Annotated in this window: 15 protein-coding genes; 5 read left to right on the top strand and 10 right to left on the bottom strand. The window is 59.5% G+C overall.

Going from position 1 to position 17,658, the window contains the following annotated elements; genetic code table 11:
• Window positions 1–79 precede the first annotated feature (79 nt).
• The 4 genes from QEH68_RS16090 to QEH68_RS16075 all read right to left on the bottom strand — a co-directional run bounded on the left by QEH68_RS16090 (window position 80) and on the right by QEH68_RS16075 (window position 3,261).
• The gene (locus tag QEH68_RS16090; RefSeq protein WP_280623390.1) at window positions 80–487 is read right to left on the bottom strand and encodes a MarR family transcriptional regulator; all 408 of its coding nucleotides are present in this window, start codon (window positions 485–487) and stop codon (window positions 80–82) included.
• Between the two features lie 122 nt (window positions 488–609).
• The gene (locus QEH68_RS16085; protein ID WP_242703372.1) at window positions 610–1,128 is read right to left on the bottom strand and encodes a hypothetical protein; all 519 of its coding nucleotides are present in this window, start codon (window positions 1,126–1,128) and stop codon (window positions 610–612) included.
• Between the two features lie 121 nt (window positions 1,129–1,249).
• Window positions 1,250–1,831 carry a DUF1349 domain-containing protein gene (locus QEH68_RS16080; RefSeq protein ID WP_280623389.1) on the bottom strand — a complete coding sequence of 194 codons (582 nt, stop codon included), beginning with the start codon at window positions 1,829–1,831 and terminating at the stop codon, window positions 1,250–1,252.
• 38 nt (window positions 1,832–1,869) lie between these two features.
• Window positions 1,870–3,261 (bottom strand): APC family permease, encoded by a 1,392-nt coding sequence (locus tag QEH68_RS16075; RefSeq protein ID WP_280623388.1) that lies wholly within the window; start codon window positions 3,259–3,261, stop codon window positions 1,870–1,872.
• Between the two features lie 154 nt (window positions 3,262–3,415).
• Between QEH68_RS16075 and QEH68_RS16070 the strand changes: the two genes are divergently transcribed.
• Entirely contained in the window at window positions 3,416–3,853 is a 438-nt protein-coding gene (locus QEH68_RS16070; protein WP_280623387.1) for a hypothetical protein, read from the top strand.
• A 63-nt stretch (window positions 3,854–3,916) separates the two neighbouring features.
• On the opposite strand, the gene QEH68_RS16065 is transcribed toward QEH68_RS16070, so the two are convergent.
• Window positions 3,917–4,582: a response regulator transcription factor gene (locus QEH68_RS16065; protein WP_280623386.1), complete on the bottom strand. Its 666-nt coding sequence runs from the start codon at window positions 4,580–4,582 to the stop codon at window positions 3,917–3,919.
• On the bottom strand, window positions 4,579–5,736 hold the full coding sequence (locus tag QEH68_RS16060; protein WP_280623385.1) for a histidine kinase: 1,158 nt from the start codon (window positions 5,734–5,736) through the stop codon (window positions 4,579–4,581). Before QEH68_RS16060 ends, QEH68_RS16065 begins: the two co-directional genes overlap by 4 nt.
• 185 nt (window positions 5,737–5,921) lie before the next feature.
• Here QEH68_RS16060 and QEH68_RS16055 point away from each other — a divergent pair, with 185 nt between their 5' ends.
• Window positions 5,922–6,833 (top strand): alpha/beta hydrolase, encoded by a 912-nt coding sequence (locus tag QEH68_RS16055; RefSeq protein ID WP_280628028.1) that lies wholly within the window; start codon window positions 5,922–5,924, stop codon window positions 6,831–6,833.
• 135 nt (window positions 6,834–6,968) lie between these two features.
• Window positions 6,969–7,793: an alpha/beta hydrolase gene (locus QEH68_RS16050; RefSeq protein WP_280623384.1), complete on the top strand. Its 825-nt coding sequence runs from the start codon at window positions 6,969–6,971 to the stop codon at window positions 7,791–7,793.
• A 45-nt stretch (window positions 7,794–7,838) separates the two neighbouring features.
• On the opposite strand, the gene QEH68_RS16045 is transcribed toward QEH68_RS16050, so the two are convergent.
• A complete protein-coding gene (locus tag QEH68_RS16045) occupies window positions 7,839–9,722 on the bottom strand; it encodes an FG-GAP-like repeat-containing protein (protein ID WP_280623383.1) in 1,884 nt (627 codons plus the stop codon).
• A 120-nt stretch (window positions 9,723–9,842) separates the two neighbouring features.
• Window positions 9,843–11,624 carry an FG-GAP-like repeat-containing protein gene (locus tag QEH68_RS16040; RefSeq protein WP_280623382.1) on the bottom strand — a complete coding sequence of 594 codons (1,782 nt, stop codon included), beginning with the start codon at window positions 11,622–11,624 and terminating at the stop codon, window positions 9,843–9,845.
• A gap of 420 nt (window positions 11,625–12,044) precedes the next feature.
• Between QEH68_RS16040 and QEH68_RS16035 the strand changes: the two genes are divergently transcribed.
• Window positions 12,045–13,316 carry a choice-of-anchor P family protein gene (locus QEH68_RS16035; RefSeq protein WP_280623381.1) on the top strand — a complete coding sequence of 424 codons (1,272 nt, stop codon included), beginning with the start codon at window positions 12,045–12,047 and terminating at the stop codon, window positions 13,314–13,316.
• Window positions 13,317–13,560: 244 nt separating this feature from the next.
• Complete coding sequence (locus QEH68_RS16030) at window positions 13,561–13,926, top strand: lipoprotein (protein WP_280623380.1); 366 nt, start codon at window positions 13,561–13,563, stop codon at window positions 13,924–13,926.
• A gap of 179 nt (window positions 13,927–14,105) precedes the next feature.
• Here the strand turns inward: QEH68_RS16030 and QEH68_RS16025 are convergent, their stop codons facing one another.
• On the bottom strand, window positions 14,106–15,182 hold the full coding sequence (locus QEH68_RS16025; RefSeq protein WP_280623379.1) for an LCP family protein: 1,077 nt from the start codon (window positions 15,180–15,182) through the stop codon (window positions 14,106–14,108).
• 37 nt (window positions 15,183–15,219) lie between these two features.
• A complete protein-coding gene (locus QEH68_RS16020) occupies window positions 15,220–16,854 on the bottom strand; it encodes a hypothetical protein (protein ID WP_280623378.1) in 1,635 nt (544 codons plus the stop codon).
• Window positions 16,855–17,658 lie beyond the last annotated feature (804 nt).

Raw genomic sequence — 17,658 nt, 5'->3', positions numbered from 1 at the left:
TGGGACGCCGGGCTTCATCAGCGGATAACTCCATACTGCCCTGATGGATGACTTCCGTCTACGTGGGACTGCCTAACTCTCAGCTGAAGTTGGAATGGCGAACGATTGCCAGCAACTCTTCGCGCAAGTTCCCCGAATCCGACATGATGGCGGACAGAACATCGTTCTCCAAATGGTGGGATTGTTCCAGCAGCGCCAACCCCAGATCGGTAATCGATACCAGTTGGCTGCGGCGGTCGAAGAGATTGGGCTGTCGGTGGATATAGCCCCGGGATTCCAGCCTGGACAGCAGCGGTCCCATGGTTTGCGCTTGAACGCGGACGCTTTGGGCAAGTTTCCCGGGGGCAATAGGCCCTGCCATCGCTACGGCTTCCAGCGTCAATACTGCCGGATAGGTCAGCCCCAGAGGCCGCAACTCATCGTTCCAGGCCAGCTCCACCAGTCGTGCCGCCGTGGACAGCAGCCGGCTGGTTGGCCATCGGTCCATGTCAGGCATTCAGGCCCCCAGGCTCTCCAGAATAGTCAGCTTCCTTACTAGGTTACATCAGGACGGTGCTGAGCTGGGGTTGCGTTGCAGTGGGCGTGCGACGGCGGGACTCGCCGTTGGGTTCAGGAGAGGTCGAATGCAGAACGTCCCACGGCCCGTTCGGCGCCGTGCACCTGCAGGGCGTGCCGCATGGCTTGGCGGTTGTCTTCGGCAAGTTCAGGCTGGCCGGCGACCCGGTAGAGGTCCGCTGCCCACTGAAACTCATCGGCAGCGGCGCGGAAACGGGCTTCGTCGAAAAGGCGTCGGCCGATGTGGTGGCGAACGTAGGCCTCTTCTTCCGGTGACTGGACTGTTCGCAGCGCCTTTTCGTGGAGAACGGCTGCGTCGTGCCAGCGGTACTGGCGTTGATTGACCTGCGCAAGTATGAGCAACAGCTCGCGGCGGTCAGGCGTGTGGGGCAGCAGCTTGAAGCCTTCGTCGAGGGCTTCATTGTCCCGGCCCAACAGCGCCAAGTACCGGACGCGCTCCACCGGTGGACATTCGCCAGCCAACGCAGCTTCCACCGATTGGCGGTTGATCGCCACGTCGCGGAACGTCGTAGGGTCAGTACGCCAGAGACTCGCAGTATCTTCCACAGTCATGTGCCCCCCACAGGCTTGTTTTGGAGCCAACTGAGTTGCAGCACTGTTCAATGGCAGGCCGCAGGAAACTCCATAATCTCATGAACGACGGGACCCGCAACCTCGTTCCGCTCTGTTGGCATCAGTGGAGTTGGCTGTCCGCTGGCGTAGCCCGCCAGGAGTGAAAGGGTACGGTCAACCCTGCGCGTGTTGGTGCGCAGGTGAAAGGCCCGGCGACGGCCACCACGTCCGGCGCCAACGGCACCACCCGGACCAACTGGAGTTCGTTGTCGGCTGAAGCCGCCCGAATGGTCAGGGCATCGCCCGAACGGCTGACCCTCATGCGGACCCGCCCGCCGTTCCATTCCGGGACCGGTGCCAAGGACCAGTCAGAGAAGCGGTCCGTAACCACCGCACCCAGCTGAGCGGCGCCGTCGGCGAATTCGACGCCCGCCTTGATCCAGTGCTCGGCGCTGACACGGACGAAGATGCCAGCTTGGTCGAACTGCTGGGAAAACGCGGCGGTGAACTCAACCTCCATGGCGCTGTCCTGGGGAAAAGGGGCAAGCAGCGCGTGCTCTGTGTCGTGGATAAATCCATAGGACGTGACGCGCCAAGCGTCGCTGCTTTCGGCTGCAGTCACCAGCAGGTCACCTGCCTGCTCGACGACGGCGGCCGGCTGGTTGGTCCACTCGCCGCGGTTCCAGGGGATGTCGATGTTCACTAGGCTCCTCGAGGTTGTGGCAAGTACAGTTCCACAGCCTATGGGCTTCCAGCCTCCTTGCCCTTCTTGGACTCTGCAAATTGTGCCTCGGGACGTTCGTTGGCCGCGGGCAGGCCTGTCCGTTGGCGCCCCTGAATCCAGCGCGTAACGAAAAAGAGGACGAGCCCGATTACCAAGAGGATGCCTGCGCGCAACCAGATTTCCGGGCCTTGCTGGAACAGAAGGAGGACGCAGGAGGCCAATGCCAGGCATGGAATAACCACTGGGACGCGGAAGTGCTGGTGTTCCACCTTGTCTTTGCGCAGCACCAGAACGGCCACGTTGGTGCTGATGAAGACGAACAGGAGAAGCAGGACCACCGTTTCGGCGAGGGAGCCGAGGTCGCCGGTGGCGGTCAGTACCATTGCCGCCAACGTGGTCACCAGAATGGCTACCCACGGGGTACGCCGTTGGGGGAGGACCTTCCCCAAGCCTGTGGGAAGCAATGATTGTTCCGCCAGTCCAAAGGCCAAGCGACTGGCCATGATCATTGTCAGCAAGGCGCCGTTGGCTACGGCAATGAGGGCGACCAGGCCGAAGAGCCAGTCCGGAACTCCAAAACCAGTGGCTTGGACAACTTGCAGCAGGGGACCCGAAGAACTGCTCAGATCACTGGGCGACAAGGCAATGGATGAGGCCAAACCGATGAGAATGTAGATGGCTCCGGCGGTCAACAACGCCCCGAACAGTGCTTTGGGGTAGACGCGGTGGACGTCCCGGACCTCTTCGGCAACGTTGGCAGAGGTTTCAAAGCCCACGAACGAGTAGTACGCCAGCAGGGATGCAGCGAGGATTCCTGCTCCGGGCGACACCGCGGGGTTGAACTCAAGAACGCGGGAAGCATCGCCGTCTCCGCGGCCGAACATCAGGCCAACCAAGACGATCACCAACACCAGGCCTGATACCTCGATGACAGTCATGACCACGTTTGCCCTCACGGATTCCTTGACCCCGCGTGCGTTCAGGAGTGCGATCAGTAGCAGGAACACCAGTGCTGTGGGAGTGACGGGGACGTCCAGCAGTGGCTTGAGGTAATCCCCGGCGAAGGCGAGGCTCAAACCGGCCGCGCTGGTCACTCCGGCAGCCAACATGCTGAAGCCCACCAGGAACGAAACCAGGGGGACTTTGAAAGCCCGCTCAGCAAAGACTGCCGCCCCGCCGGCCTTCGGGTACTTTGTCACGAGCTCCGCGTAGGAGGCGGCGGTGAGCATGGCCAGGAACAGGGCCAGCGCCAGGGGAATCCAGACAGCACCTCCCACTTCGCCCGCAACCTTCCCCACCAAGGCGTAGATGCCCGCGCCCAAAACGTCGCCGAGGATAAAGAGGAAAAGCAGCGGGCCGGTAATCGACTGCTTGAGTTTTGACGTCTGGGGCTTTGCCGGGCTGTTCATGGGAACAGATAGTACAGGAAGATAAGTAACCTTACTAAATCGGTGACGGTTCCAGAGGGGCTGTGACGCCCCCGTGCCCAAGTGGTTCTGACCCCGCGCGCGGGCGAGGCGCTCTTCAGGCCAGCATATGGATAGGCTTTGCAGAGTTCAGCTGATGGGGGACACCGGAATGCGTCGTGTAACAAAAGTAGGCTTCGCCCTGCTTGCGTTGCTCGCGCTCACAGCCGCTGGCTGCGACGAGCGGTCATTTACCCGTGACTATGCCCGGTCCGTTCCAAATTCCGTCATTCAGGTGGGCGAGAAGACGGACAGGACCTGGGAGTACGTGGACCGGGACGGCGTATCGAGGGGACTCAACACCTGCGAAGACTTGAGCCCGTGGAACGGCGCCTACAGCTGCAAGTCTCCTGACGGCACAGTGGAACTAACCTTCAGTGTGTCCAAACGCATGCGGAATCCCACGCTTCATGTCGTCAACGAAGAGGTGCCCCTGTACTGCATCAACAACGGATTTTGGGGCGACGGACTGAGGTTCTGTATACCGGCGTCGGACCCTGCCGTCCCGCCGCAGCCGGTTCCTCGCCGCGACTAGTGCCAACGGCTGAAAAGCAAAGCGTCGACGGCGGATGGCCGTCTGGTCTTTTGTCTGCGCTGATCACAACCCTGCGGAAACCAGACCCGATTCGTAAGCCAGGATCACCAGGTGGGCCCGGTCCCGGGCATCCACTTTGGTCATGATCCGGTTGACGTGCGTTTTTGCCGTATGCGGGGAAATGACCAAGCTGGCTGCGATCTCCTGGTTCGTCAGTCCCCGGGCCACCAGAACCAGCACCTCCCGCTCCCGCTCGGTCAAGCGTGAGAGGCTCCTGTCTTCCCATACAGATGCCAGTGGAAGGGGCTCCACGAATCGTTCAATGAGTGCCCGCGTCGCAATGGGGGAGAGCAGCGATTCACCTGAATGGATGGTTCTCACGGCGCGCACGATGTCCTCCGGCTCCGCTCCTTTTCCAATGAATCCACTCGCACCGGCACGGAGGGCGGCCACGATGTATTCGTCCTCCTCAAAGGTGGTGAGGATGAGCACCCGCGGCGTCCGGGCGGATGGACCCGCGATGATCTCCGAGGTGGCTGCTATGCCGTCCATTTCCGGCATCCGAATATCCATGACCACGACGTCGGGGGCTGCTTCGGCGGCGGCGCGGACAGCTTCCCTGCCATTCGAGGCCTCGCGCACCACCTGGATCCCGCCGCTGTCGGACAGAATGTCGCGCACGGCCTGGCGTACCAGGGGCTGGTCGTCCACTACCAAGACGCTGATCATCGGAGTGCTCCCTTCACGCTTGACGGCACCGTCACCACGAGTCGGAATTCGCCGTTGACACTTGCTGTTTCCACTGTGCCCCCTACGGCGGCAATCCGTTCGCGCAGCCCACGCAGCCCATGTCCGCTGGCCACAGTTCCCGCATCCCCCGCACGGAGCCGATTGGTGACTGTCAGGATAATGTCGCCTTCGCTGGAGCAAATGACGACGTCGGTTTGCCCGCCTGCTCCGTGTTTGTGTGCGTTGGTGACTCCCTCCTGCAAAGCGAGATACGCAGCGTGGTCACTGGCGGGTGAGAGTGCCGGGATGCCTGGCTCCTGATGCAGTTCCACCTTGAGTCCCGCCTGATCGAAGCGTGCCATGAGCTCGTCGAGCTGTGCCAAACCTGCTTGGGGGTGGAGGTCACGACCATCGTCTGCATCCTCGTTGCGCAGCAAGGACATCAGCGACCCGATGTCGGCAAGTACTGTGCGCGACGCACCGCGGATGGTGGTCAGCGCCTCCTGTGCCCGTTCGGGCCGGGTTGCGAGGGAGGAGGATGCGACGCCGGCGCTCAGGCTGATGACCGAGATTTGGTGGGCCACAACGTCGTGGAGGTCCCTGGCGATGCGGACGCGTTCCTCAGCCACCCGCCGTCGTGCTTCTTCATCTTTGCCGCGCTCAGCGCGTTCGGCCCGTTCCGTCACGCCGGCGATGTACTCACGCCGCGACCTGGCGGCGTCGCCCATGGCTCCGGCCAGAACGATGAAGGCGACGAACTGCAGCGCTCGGGAGTCAAAGAAATCGCCCAGCGGGAGTGCGCTGACGAGGAACACGAGGAGCGCGGTCAGAGCCACAGCAACAGTCCCAGTGACGCGGCGCGACCTGCTTGTCACTGAATAGGCCGCGATCACAGCGGCAATCAGAGTACTGGGTGCCAGCACGCCTGCAACTGCGACGACCACGCTGCAGGCAAGGCTGATCCCGAGCGTTGCCAGCGGCCAACGACGACGGAACGGCATCGCCACGACCGGCAAGAGCGCTATCAAGAGCAGTGCTCCGCGTGCCCGGAAGACGTGGTCGGGAAACGGCAGGACGGCAAAGAGCACAACGACAGCGACCACGATGACGTCGCTCAGGTGCGTGGTGACTCCGGGAGGGCGATGTGGCGGCACCCTCCCAGTATTGCGAGGCAGCGTCAGTGGACGTTTCATCCTGAGGACGATTCGTCTGTACCACCAACGCGGTACACAGGTGACTACTCAGGGGTGACGCGCGGAGTCCCGCCAAGGACGAGGCTGAAGGCATGGGCGCATCGTGCGCCTTGGGAGAGGCAGGTTTGAAGAGGTCTGTAAGGAAAATGCTCGTGGCGGTCACCGCAGTAGGTGCCGTGCTGGCGGTGGGTTTGGCCACTACAACCGTGGTGAACGTGGTGGCGGCTGAGTCGGAAAGCCACCGTGTTGAGTCGTATGGGCAGAAGGTGGAAGTCGCAGGCGGCTTGATGAATGTGGTGGTCAACGGCGAGGGGGAGGACATTGTCCTGTTGCCGGGATTTGGTACGTCTTCTCCTTTCCTCGACTTTCAACCGTTGGTGGATAACCTCGCCCAGGACCACCGGGTGATTGTGGTGGAACCGTTTGGATACGGCTTGAGTGATGGAACGGAGCGGGAGAGAACCACTGAGAATATTGTTTCGGAGGTCCACTCGGCACTTGAGACGCTCAACGTTGACCGGTACATCCTGATGGGGCACTCCATCGCCGGGATCTACGGCATTGAGTATGCCGCCAGCTATCCGGAGGAGGTGACGGCGTTCGTCGGCATTGACTCGAGCGTTCCCGGGCAACCCGGCATGGACACCCAGTTCCCCACCGGTCTCCTGTCCGCTGCGAAGAGCCTGGGGCTTCTCCGCCTGGTGTCCGCAGCCAGCGACGGGTATGGCGACGCCTACTCAAATCAGGCACGCGAGCAGATTCAGATGCTGACGCAGCGGAACTCCCTTTCCTCCACATATCTGAACGAGATGACCCACATCCGCACCAACTTCGAGCACGCATTGGGGACCGGCTTCGCAAAGGAGTTGCCCCTGCTGCTGTTCGTGGTGTCGGAAAATACGAAGACACCGGAGTGGCTGGGGTTGCATCAGAGGCAGGCCTCGAGCGTCACCGATGGCACCGTGGTGCCGCTCCCGGGAGAGCACTACCTCCATCACACTCAAGCTGCGGAGATCGCTGATGGGTTTCGGCAGTGGGCCGCCACCCGCGCAAAGTAGGCCGGCGGGCTGAAACGAAAGTGTCCCGCCTGATGGGGGATCAGGCGGGACTCAGCAACCATAACCTCGCTAGCTGGTAGTTCGCCGGGTGCCCTTGCCCTCGTCCCGCGGGGGCTCTGAGCGTACGCTGGCCCTATGGAGTCCGAGATCAGGACTGTCGCCTTGCGCACGGGTATCAGCGTCCCCTGTTTCGTACAAGGTCGCCTCGAACAAGCAGTCGACGACGGCGGCACGCCCTTACTCTTGTTACACGCCTGGAGCGAGTCCTGGCGCAGTTTCGAGCGGCTGATTGCCTCGGTTCCGGATGCAGTTGTTGTGGCCCCGGATCTTCGTGGGCATGGTCTTGCCGAGAAACCTCCCGGCGGCTATTCGCTGGTGGAGGTGGCCGAAGACGTGGTGGCTCTGTTTGATGCCATGGGCCTTGTCCGTGCCCATGTGGTGGGTTCTTCCAGCGGGGGATACGTTGCCCAACAACTAGCCGTGATGCATCCAGAACTGGTGGCATCTCTGATTCTGGTCGGGGCGCCGTTGAGCCTCCACGGGAAGCCGGCGTTCGCCGCCGAAATGGATTCGCTGACTGATCCGATTTCAGAGGAGTGGGTGCGCGGGTCTCTGTCTTGGTACCGGCTGTTGCACACCGTGCCTGCTTCCTACATTGAAGATCGGGTGCAGGACGGTTTGGCCATGCCGGCGTCCATTTGGAAGGAGTCGCTGCGCGGCTACTACGAAGCGGTGCCGCCAACGGAAGCAGACACCATTTCAGCACCTGCCTTGATTCTCTGGGGCGCCCACGACCATCTGGTTCCGCGGCATCATGAGGAGACGCTTGCCAGCCGTATTCCAGGATCGCGTCTAAAGATCTATGAGGAGACTGGTCATCTGGTGCTGTGGGAGTGCCCGGAGCGGGTGGCGGGGGATGTGCGGGAGTTTCTGGATGGTGTGCGGGGCGGCTGGTCCTGATCGTTTCCAGGGCCAGCCGCCGTTTTCCTCCGATGGCTGAGTGCGTTAGAGGATGGCCGTCATGACGTTCCAGCCGGTGCCCACCTTTGTGGCCGTTGGCCAGGCTGCGCCCCCGCTACCTGCGTAGAGCCACAGCTCGCCGGCCGCGTTGCGTGCCAGGATGTCGGCCTTCCCGTCACCGTTGAAGTCACCAGGTCCAACCAGGGAGTTCATGACGTTCCAGCCCTGGCCGATCTGCTGAGTCGGGAGCCAACCATTACCGTTGCGGTAAAGCTGAAGTGCTCCGGTTGCGTCGCGAGCAACAAGGTCAGGAGTGCTGTCCATGTTGAAGTCACCCACGCCTGTGATTTCGGACATCCCGTTCCACCCAAAACCTGCATAATAGCGAGGCAACCAACCGCCGTTCCCGTCGCCGCGATAGACAAATAGCCAGCCTTCGCTGGAACGCGCAACGATATCGACGAACTCGTCGTCGTTAAACTGTCCGATGCCCTCAATTGCCGTCATGCTCTCCCACCCACTTCCGACCTGGACGCGTGGAAGCCAACCACTCGAGCCGTTACCCGGGTATAGCCAAAGCAGTCCGCTTCCATCGCGGGCTAAAACATCTGCATTACCGTCGCCATTGAAATCTCCGGGCGCGACGATGGCTGTCATGATGTTCCAGCCTTGTCCTACCTGTTTACGGGGCAGCCACCCACCTGAACCGTCGCCGGGGTAGAGCCACAGCAATCCGGCCGAGTCCCTGGCAACGACGTCCGCCGTGCGATCTCCGTTGTAGTCGTTCTTGACGGGCGGTTTTGTATTCCCATCAATGACGGATATGTGGTTACCGACCACAGTGTAGACCTTGTTGTTGGACGGGTTTACGGCAGCCATGAGCCACGGCGAAATCCTCAGCGTCGTTGTGCCGTTGTTCCCACCGTCAATGACTGTGGTACCTCGGTCGGCCATCGAAACATAGATTTTGTTATTCGTCGGGTTCACCACGATTTTCTTCACCCGCGTAGGCGTGGGGATTTTTGCTGTCTCCTTCATAGTGGTCCCATCGACAATACGGACGGATCCACTATTGGATGCAGCAGCCGAACCGATGTAGAGCCTGTCTGTCGCCGGATTCAGGGCCCAGTTCTCCAGGGGGCCGTCCCAAGATAGCGTGGCGGTGATGGTGTCGCTGACGCCATCGATCACTTTGAGGCTGGAACCGGATATCGTCTTGGTTGTGATGTAGATCTTATTTTTCACAGGATTCACTGCCCAGTTGAGGACGTCAATTCCGTCGACGTTCATAGTTGAGGTGATTTTTCCAGATGCATCAATGACACTTACGCCGGCATTTGAGAGTACGTATGCCTTATTTGAGACTGGATTGACAATGGTCCTACCACGGCCTGCGGAACCCGCCACGAGAGTGGGGGTATTAGTGTCTCCATCTAGCACCGTGATCCCTGCGTCCGTGTTGACGTAGACCCTATTGGCCCTCTCGTTCACAGCAATATCACCGACGTATGAATCGAACGGAATTAGGGTGGATTCCTGAGTCCCTTCATCGATCACTACAAGGGCATTTCTCTCCATCATCGATGCGTCAGAACTTGCGACGTAGAGTCTGTTCGTCGTCGAGTTGACGGCCAACACCCCCGGCGAGTCACCCACCCACTTAACCTGACTCGAGCTGCGGTCTTTGACCCTGAGCACGGCGCCATCTGACCTTATGTACGCTGTGTCTGTTGTGGAGTTGAGTGCGATGGATGCGGCCTCACCTTCAAGGTGGAAATCATCCCCAACAATGTCAGCCGTGGCCGGCGCAGCCATGGTTCCCAGCGACAAAGCCACCGCTAGGCCGGTGGCGACAAACGTAGCCGCCGCCCGGCGTCGTCGTTGGTTTGATTCTCTAAAGGCGCGCGATTCATCAATAGCAACAGACATAGAGCCCCCCATAAGTCGTGACGCTCAACAGCGTCGGTGTTCGAATTCTATAGCTGATACACCAACGGCCAACCCAAATTCGATCAGGGTTGGCCGTTGGTTGTCATGAAATGGTGTGAATCAGAGAATGGCGGACATGCCGTTCCAGCCTGAGCCCACTTTGCTCGAGGTGGGCCACGATGCTCCGCCGTTGCCCGCATAGAGCCACAGCTCGCCTGCGGCGTTGCGGGCGAGAATATCGGCCCTGCCGTCGCCGTTGAAGTCGCCGGGACCAACAAGTGAGTTCATGCTGTTCCAACCCTGTCCAATGGTCTGCTTTGGGAGCCAGCTTCCATAGCCGTTGGGCGGATAGAGGAACAGTGTTCCGGCGCCGTCGCGGGCTACGAGATCAGAGACCCCATCACCGTTGAAGTCGGCTACGCCAGTAATCTCGGACATTCCGGCCCAGCCCGAACCGGCCCACATCCGGGGCAGCCAACCGCCCTTGCCATCTCCGCGATATACCCAGAGCGCGCCATCCCGGGCACGAGTTACGACATCAGCGAATCCGTCACCATGAAAGTCGATTGCCTCAATTGCGCTCATGCCTTCCCAACCGCTGCCGACCTGCACACGAGTGAGCCAGCTGCCGGAGCCGTTGCCTGGGTAGAGCCACAACACTCCGCCCCCGTCACGAGCCAGCACATCTGCATTGCCGTCTCCGTTGAAGTCGCCGGGAGCCACGAGGGCGTTCATGACGTTCCAGCCCTGTCCCACCTGGAGGCGCGGCAGCCAGCCGCCGGAGCCATCGCCGGGGTAGAGCCAGAGCACCCCTGCTGCATCTCTGGCCAAGATGTCGGCCTTGAGATCTCCATTGAAGTCGTTCTTGACGGGCTGTTCCGCGTTTCCGTCAATGACGCCCACAGAATCACTCTCGGAGTTGACCACGTAGACCCTGTTGTTGGACGTGTTCACGACTGCAGCGTCGGGTTCCTGGCCCGTGTAAAGCGCACTGCTGGTGTTGTTCCGGCCATCAATAACGGTGGTTCCACGGCCAGTCATGGTGGCGTAGATCTTGTTGTTGGACGGGTTTACCACGATGCTGCGAACTCGGGTAGCCGTGACTATGTGCGCAGTTTCCGTCAGGGTGGCGCCGTCGATCACCTTGATGGATCCGTCGCTGTTCCAGGTACCGGATTCGACGTAGATCTTGTCGGTAGCGGGGTTCACCGCCAAAGTTCCGAGTGGGCCCCCGGATGACATGGATCCCGTGATCTTGTCAGTGGCACCGTCGATGACCTTAACGCTGGATCCATACTTCGGTGTCGTCGTGACGTAGATTTTGTTCTTTGACGGATTGATCGCGATAGCACCGATCCCGCCCGCACCTACGGACACAGTTGACGTGATCTTTCCGCTGGCGTCGATGACTTTCACAGTCCCGGCGGAAAGAGCGTAGACCTTGTTGGTGGCGGTATTGACTGCAATGTCTTGCGCACCGGCGGAGTTCAGGACCGGAGAGGCCACGTTTGTAGCGCCATCGATGATCTTGAGGCCATTTGCAGTGCTGACATAGACCTTATTGGTCTTTTCGTTTACCGCAATGACGTCTGCATTAGCGCCAACTGAGACGGTGGTGGCTGCGTGGGTCACGCCGTCAACTACTGCGACCGAACTGGAATCGCTGACGTAGATCTTGTTCGTCGCTGAGTTTACAGCGATGCGCGACGACAAGATATCGGGCTGATACACATTCGCCGTGCCACCCCCGCCGATGCTGTAAATGCCGCCTAAAGTCGACACATAGGCCGTGTCGGTTACCGAATTTACGGCTATATTGGAAGGCTGTTCACCCACCAGGACAGCATCCTTGACAACGTCAGCCGTTGCCGGTGCGGCAGCCGTTCCCAACGCCAGTGCCAAGGTCAAAGCGGCGGTGCCGAACCCGGAGACTCTATGCCGTCGTCGTATACCCACCGGTCGGCACGGGCGCGAACCAGCTGAAACACTACTCAAAGAATCCCCCGGAAGTCGTGACGCTGAAGCGCGTCTTTACGGGCATTCTATAGCCCGCATGCCATCGCGGGTGAATACTACCGATGACGAACGAGTGGCGTGGGGGTGGGCGGCGTAAAGCCCTAGGAACCCGACGGGTGACAGGGCCAGAGATAGGGGAAGGGGCGACCATTAGAGATTGTGTTGAAAAAGTCGCAACAAATATGCGGGAATCGTAAATTCCAAGTATGAAAGCTTCTTGGCTTTTCGGTCTATTGCCAGTAGGCACCTTGGACGTTACGGTGTGATCACCATCGCAGCATCGTGTTCTACTACTGGGGGCATTACATGAAACGTTCTATGGTCGCTTTGGCGGGCGCTCTTGCGCTTGCGCTTACGGGCGGCGCCACATCTTCGGCCTTTGCCACTACAAGCATTACGCCGGCACAAATCACTACTGGATTTGCGGGGTCCGCATACGGGTCATACATTTTCAACACGGACAAGACACTGACTTCCGGTCCAACTGCCAGCGCGAGCATTGCCTGCACGGGTGCTACGGGTAAGACGGCCTCCAACAACGTCAGCGGGCTTAACGTCCCCGCCGTTGGAACTGTCGGCAATGCAAACACGACTGTCAAGACAGTGCTCACCACAACAAGTAAACGCATTGAGGGGAAGTCGACCGTAGCCGGGGCGAACCTGCTCGGTGGTCTCATTACCGCAGGTGCCATAACCTCCGAAAGCACCGCAGAGAAGAACACCGCCGGTGCTTTTGCCGGGACAAATCAAACAACTATCGCCGACCTTAAAGTGTTGGGCATCGCTGTAAACGCCAATCCGGCAGCCAATACCGTTATTGACCTCAAAGTGCCGCTTCTGGGTTCGGTAGGAAAAGTTACACTGAACGGCCAAGAGAAGCGCTTGGTTGGCACCACCTACCAAGTCTCCACCACGGCATTGCGGGTGGAAATTCTGAAAGCAGGGCTACTTGGTCTAAAGGTTGGTACAGACATCCGCCTCGGAGTCAGCAACGTCAAGTTGACGCCACCGCAGACCGGTTATCTCGCAGGGACAGGATATGGCACAAGGGCTACCCTCGCATCCGGTCTCATTGGGTCCGGCCCCACTGCACTCGCGTCCGTTAAATGCGCGGGAGGAACGACGACGGCGAATGTGGCCGCAGTCAACATCCCAGGCGCGGTTTCGGCTGGAGCTTCCGTGACGACAGCTACGGGCGTTCTGACTCCTGAGGCGAAGAGCACCGTGGTCAATACCATCGGAGGAGTCAATGTCCTTAACGGCGTCATACAAGTTGACGCTATCAAGGCAGAAACCAGTGCAAGCCGTGCTCCGGGTGGGGGCGCAGTTAAGCTGACCGACACGTCGACATTTACGAATCTCAGGATTGCTGGACTGCCGGCAATCAACGCATCGGTTGCCCCGAACACAGTCATTCAAGTACCAGGTCTAGGCCAAGTCACCTTACATAAGGTCAGCAAGTCATCGACCACTATAATTGTCACGATGGTCGAGATCGTCCTTAGCCAAGCGCTTGGTACGCTTCCTACAGGGTCCAAAATTCAAATCGGTTACTCCAACTCAAGCGTCGGAGCCTAACCCTCGTAGATCTCAAATTTCCACAAACCCACGGAGTCCCGCCAACGTCAAGTTGGCGGGACTTTTTGGTGGGAACTAAAGCTTGCGCGACAACCGGCCTCGCTGACGAGTTAGGGTCACAACAAGAGCTGGGCGCCCCTAAAGCACGGGTGACAAGTGGGTCCGTGGCGCCGCATCGGATAGTGTCGTCTGCGGGCCAAGTGCCCACGACCTGTACTGCTACCCCCAGGAGAATTCCACAGTTATGAGACGCGCACTCTCCGCTGCCCTGATCACACTCGCCCTGGCTGGGTGCTCCGCCCCGAGCCAGTCCGAGCCCCAGCCTACGACTACGGAGTCCAAACCAGCAGTCCCCAAGGTGACGGAAGAACAGAGCGCTGACCTCTTGAAGCGCATTTCTCCAGTGGCTCCGAAATTCACACAGGAAGAGATCGCAACCAATTCCCGCTATGTCTGCGCCGCCATCCTTCAAGGCGGCAGCGACAAAGCGCTGGTGGCTACTGTGGTCAAGCATTTCAACCGTGCTGACGATCCCATAGCGGATACCGAGGCGGCCGGAGTTGTAGAAGCAATCCGAGCCAACGGTTTCTGCAAAGATGGCGCATCCTAACGATTAGTGCGCGCTCCGTTTCCGTTCGGATAGCTCCTGCGTCAGGGCCTGACTCTGAATGGGAACGGTGCTCAGTTCAATTTGCCAGTGGCCAGGAAGGCACAAAGAAGCCCCTGGACGCGACGAGTGCGCGTACAGGGGCCTAGGCCCAGCGACAACAGTTGCGGCTGACTCCGGTGCTAGTTACCTTTTTCCAGAGCATGGGCCGTGACATAGGCGCCTAACTGGTCCTTGGAAAGGGCTCCTGCGATGTCCGAGATGGCTGCTGTATCGGCGACAACAATCGACTGGCCGTCAGCTGAGGTGCCCGTGCCGAGAGTGGGCAAGGTGAACATCACTGTGTCATTTGCTCGCAGATCCTTCATACCAACGGCGAGGCTCCCGATGGCGGCAGCGTCGAAGCTCTTGTCGACGCTGATGAAAGGAGTCACAGCGCTAACCATGCTGTTGACGGTCATAGGGTTGGTCAGGGTTTCCCGTGCAATCGTCTTGCTGATGATTGCTTTCATATACGCCTGCTGGTTCCGCACTCGCTGGTAGTCGCCATCGCTGAATGACATACGTTCACGGACAAAAGCCAGTGCCTCATCACCATTAAGCGTTTGCTTTCCGGCTTCGTAGTAGTGGCCCTTCATGGGGCCCTTCGCCGGTGCAAAGGGGATCTTTACATCCACTTCGACTCCGCCCAGAGCATCAGTAAGACCCTTGAAGCCTTCAAAATCGACCATTGCGACATGATCAATGCGCTGTTGGAATAGGGACTCAACAGTCTGGACCATCAGTGGCACGCCCCCAAGAGCCAAGGCAGAGTTGATCTTTGACTCCCCCTTCCCCGGAATATCCACCCAAAGGTCACGCATGAGTGATACTGCGTACACGTTCTTGCGGTCTGCCGGGATGTGCACGAGCATCAACGTGTCAGCGCGCTGGTCGGTGGAAGCCTGAGTATCAATGTCGAGCTCCGCAGACCCGCGAGTGTCACTACCCATCACAAGGATGTTCATCGCGGCGGTGCCATTCACGGGCTCGGTCTTCTGAGGCCGAGTCGACTCTTCAGGGAAGGCCGTCTCGATCTTGGTGGTGCCCGAATTGAACGTCTGAGCAAGGTTGTAAAGGTAGCCACCCCCAATCAGACCCGCGACGAGCACGGCGGCTGCAAAGCCAAGGAGTACGTTCCGTACAGTTTTCTTGCCGCTTTTCTGCCGTCTGGGACGGGACTCTGAGGTGGGAGTTTCGGTATCGTTCGGGAGCGTCATGTGTTCCTTGATGTTGGCATCAGCAGTGACGATTCTATCAAGGCGAAAATACGCCGTCCGCAAACTCCACTTTTTGGCCGGAGTCCTGCCGGCTGGTGACGTTCACCAGGTACGGCGTTCCAGAGGGCAGCGTTGATCCATCGAGACTGATGACGATCGATTCAAGTCTTGGATTAGAGCTGCCGTCCTCACCGTCTTTTTCCGCCGTGCTTGAAGGGTTTGAGTCCAACTCATGGGAAGCCCCGTCACTTGTGGTCCAGGACACTTTCACTTGTCCGCCGGAGAGATTGAATCCGTTGACGGTTATTACGCCTGCGTCAGCGTCGATTTTAGCGTCGGTCACGATGGGCGACGTATGCCCCGACTGCAATTGCTCCTTGAGCGGCGTGCCGGTGCCTTTGCACGTGAAGTAGGGATCCCACATGAATGAAATTATCTTTTCAGCCTGAGCCATCTGTTGAAGCTGGCGATCCATTCTTTCCAAAGTGGTTTGCCCACGAAGGCTGTTGCCGCACGTGTTGGTCTTAGTAGAGGGGGCCATGCCTTCCAAGTTGGCCCACAAAACGGCACCTGTCCCGGTGATGCCATCCGCCGCGGCTTGGAAGTAGTCCCTATTGGGTGCCACGTACTTCTCTCCCCACGTCCCCTGGCCGACGATGGTTGCGGCAAAAGTATCCACGGGATCGTTGCCCTCGCTGGGCATGTACGCTGCGCCCTTTCCAGTTCCCATGCCATCTTGGATGGCGATGTTCAGCGCGAGGCCACCAGAGGTCTGGGCGATCCTGCGTATCCCGAGCCGGGCATCCTGAGGGCTGACGTTGGACGCCGCCGATCTGGACTCGATATATGGGCTAATGACCGCTGAACGGGTTGGAAGTACGCGCTTAATTGCCATGTTTTGCATCTTGTAGAGAGACAAAACAGGGTCGAAGAATTGAGCGGAGCTGATCGGCATCTCGAAGTGATGATAAAAGCCGGCAAGACCGGGAACGTCATTATTAGCGGCCTGATATTCCAGGAACCGCTCCGTGAAAAGGTCAAGGGTATTGATGTATGAAAGATCGGGAAGGTAGTCCACGTCGGTCCGCTTGATTGGTGCCGGGAGACCCGCGTAGAACTTCATGTCCAGTTCGGTGGCCGCCGACGACAATGCGGCGGCTGGATCTTCGGCGGACTCTTTGCTGCCCCCCACTATCACCACGTCATAGGTTCCGTCGGGGGAGTTGCAGCCGCGGCCCTCTGTGGGCAGCACCAATATGGTGTACGACTTGCCGGCGGATGAGACAGTCCGGTCATTGGGACACTTCGAGACAGACTCCCCCCAGTGGCTTCCGTCGGAATAGGTGAAGTATCGATGAACACTTAAGGAGGTGCTGACGAATTTGCCGCAGGCCATACCTTGCACAACGCAGTCGGTAGGAAGGGACTCCTCCGTGGCCGGCCTCAGAAGGGTGCCAAAAGTGATCGCTGTATCTCCACCCAAGGCCTTGATATCTGCCATCTTGTCCCTGTTGGCGGATGACTCGGTATTGGCGGTGATGAAGTAACCGCTGATGGGATGGGTGGGCGGCGAAGCGGGGGCGTTGGGTGTTACGGCGGTGTTGGGTGTTCCGGCGTTATTGTCCCAGGGAGCGAAGATCACGCACACGACGACAAGGAGGGCCGCGAGCATGGCGACGGCCCATCGCCTTATTCCTTTGGGGGATGGCCTCTGCGGCGATGATTGTCGGAAGAGGTTAGCGGGCTTCATGTATTCCTCTGAATCGACATCAGCAGAGACGACTCTACCAAGAGAGGGCATTATCCCGCCCCGGCGGGCGGGCTCCCGGCGGATCTCTGCGGCTGAGGGGATGGGTCTAGTCCATACGATAAACTAATCCGGGTCGCCCCTCCGCGGAGGGGAACGTCCGCGCGCCGTCATGTCTCAGGTGGTTGCGATAAATGGATCGCCGAAAGCGTTCTGAAACACATACAACGGGGGGAAAGTTGGGCACTGGAATCAAACGTGTTCAAGCCGTGCTCGTGGTCTTTCTGCTGGCCAGCATCGGGTTCATAGGCATTCAGCCCGCTGTCGCCACCGAGCTGGAGCCGGGACCAGGCAGTGAAACCGGGCAACCTACTGAAACCGCAACTCCCACCCCACCAGTGGTGCCACCGGTCGTAGTGCCTCCGATTTTGGAGCCGTCTCCGACCCCCCCTCCTTTGGAGCCGGAGAAAACGCCGGAACCAGCTCCTCCGGCTGTTGAGCCGGCACCCGTTGCTCCTCCGGTCACCGAGCCTGTGGCCCCGCCATCCGTTGAGACAGTTGTTCCCACCGCTCCCACCCAAGAGACGCTTTTGCCAAACCTGCCCGCGGAAGGCGAGGTTCAGGGCTACGTTGATCAACCTTTGGTTCCTGAGGAAACGACGACGGCCCCTTCGGAGTCCACACCATCTCCAACGCCCACTCCATTGCCAACCAAATCAGCGGCGCCAC

This window comes from Paenarthrobacter sp. OM7 (assembly GCF_029873575.1).
Taxonomy (GTDB): Bacteria; Actinomycetota; Actinomycetes; order Actinomycetales; family Micrococcaceae; genus Arthrobacter.
The sequence above is the reverse complement of the archived record's forward strand: the minus strand, read 5'-3'. Positions and strand labels throughout refer to the sequence as shown.

Bases quoted from the DNA above. Each gene is read 5' to 3' on its own strand.
- QEH68_RS16090 (WP_280623390.1), bottom strand. From the start codon at position 487: ATGGACCGATGGCCAACCAGCCGGCTGCTGTCCACGGCGGCACGACTG.
- QEH68_RS16085 (WP_242703372.1), bottom strand. From the start codon at position 1,128: ATGACTGTGGAAGATACTGCGAGTCTCTGGCGTACTGACCCTACGACG.
- QEH68_RS16075 (WP_280623388.1), bottom strand. From the start codon at position 3,261: ATGAACAGCCCGGCAAAGCCCCAGACGTCAAAACTCAAGCAGTCGATT.
- QEH68_RS16070 (WP_280623387.1), top strand. From the start codon at position 3,416: ATGGGGGACACCGGAATGCGTCGTGTAACAAAAGTAGGCTTCGCCCTG.
- QEH68_RS16065 (WP_280623386.1), bottom strand. From the start codon at position 4,582: ATGATCAGCGTCTTGGTAGTGGACGACCAGCCCCTGGTACGCCAGGCC.
- QEH68_RS16055 (WP_280628028.1), top strand. From the start codon at position 5,922: ATGCTCGTGGCGGTCACCGCAGTAGGTGCCGTGCTGGCGGTGGGTTTG.
- QEH68_RS16050 (WP_280623384.1), top strand. From the start codon at position 6,969: ATGGAGTCCGAGATCAGGACTGTCGCCTTGCGCACGGGTATCAGCGTC.
- QEH68_RS16045 (WP_280623383.1), bottom strand. From the start codon at position 9,722: ATGTCTGTTGCTATTGATGAATCGCGCGCCTTTAGAGAATCAAACCAA.
- QEH68_RS16035 (WP_280623381.1), top strand. From the start codon at position 12,045: ATGAAACGTTCTATGGTCGCTTTGGCGGGCGCTCTTGCGCTTGCGCTT.
- QEH68_RS16030 (WP_280623380.1), top strand. From the start codon at position 13,561: ATGAGACGCGCACTCTCCGCTGCCCTGATCACACTCGCCCTGGCTGGG.
- QEH68_RS16025 (WP_280623379.1), bottom strand. From the start codon at position 15,182: ATGACGCTCCCGAACGATACCGAAACTCCCACCTCAGAGTCCCGTCCC.
- QEH68_RS16020 (WP_280623378.1), bottom strand. From the start codon at position 16,854: ATGCTCGCGGCCCTCCTTGTCGTCGTGTGCGTGATCTTCGCTCCCTGG.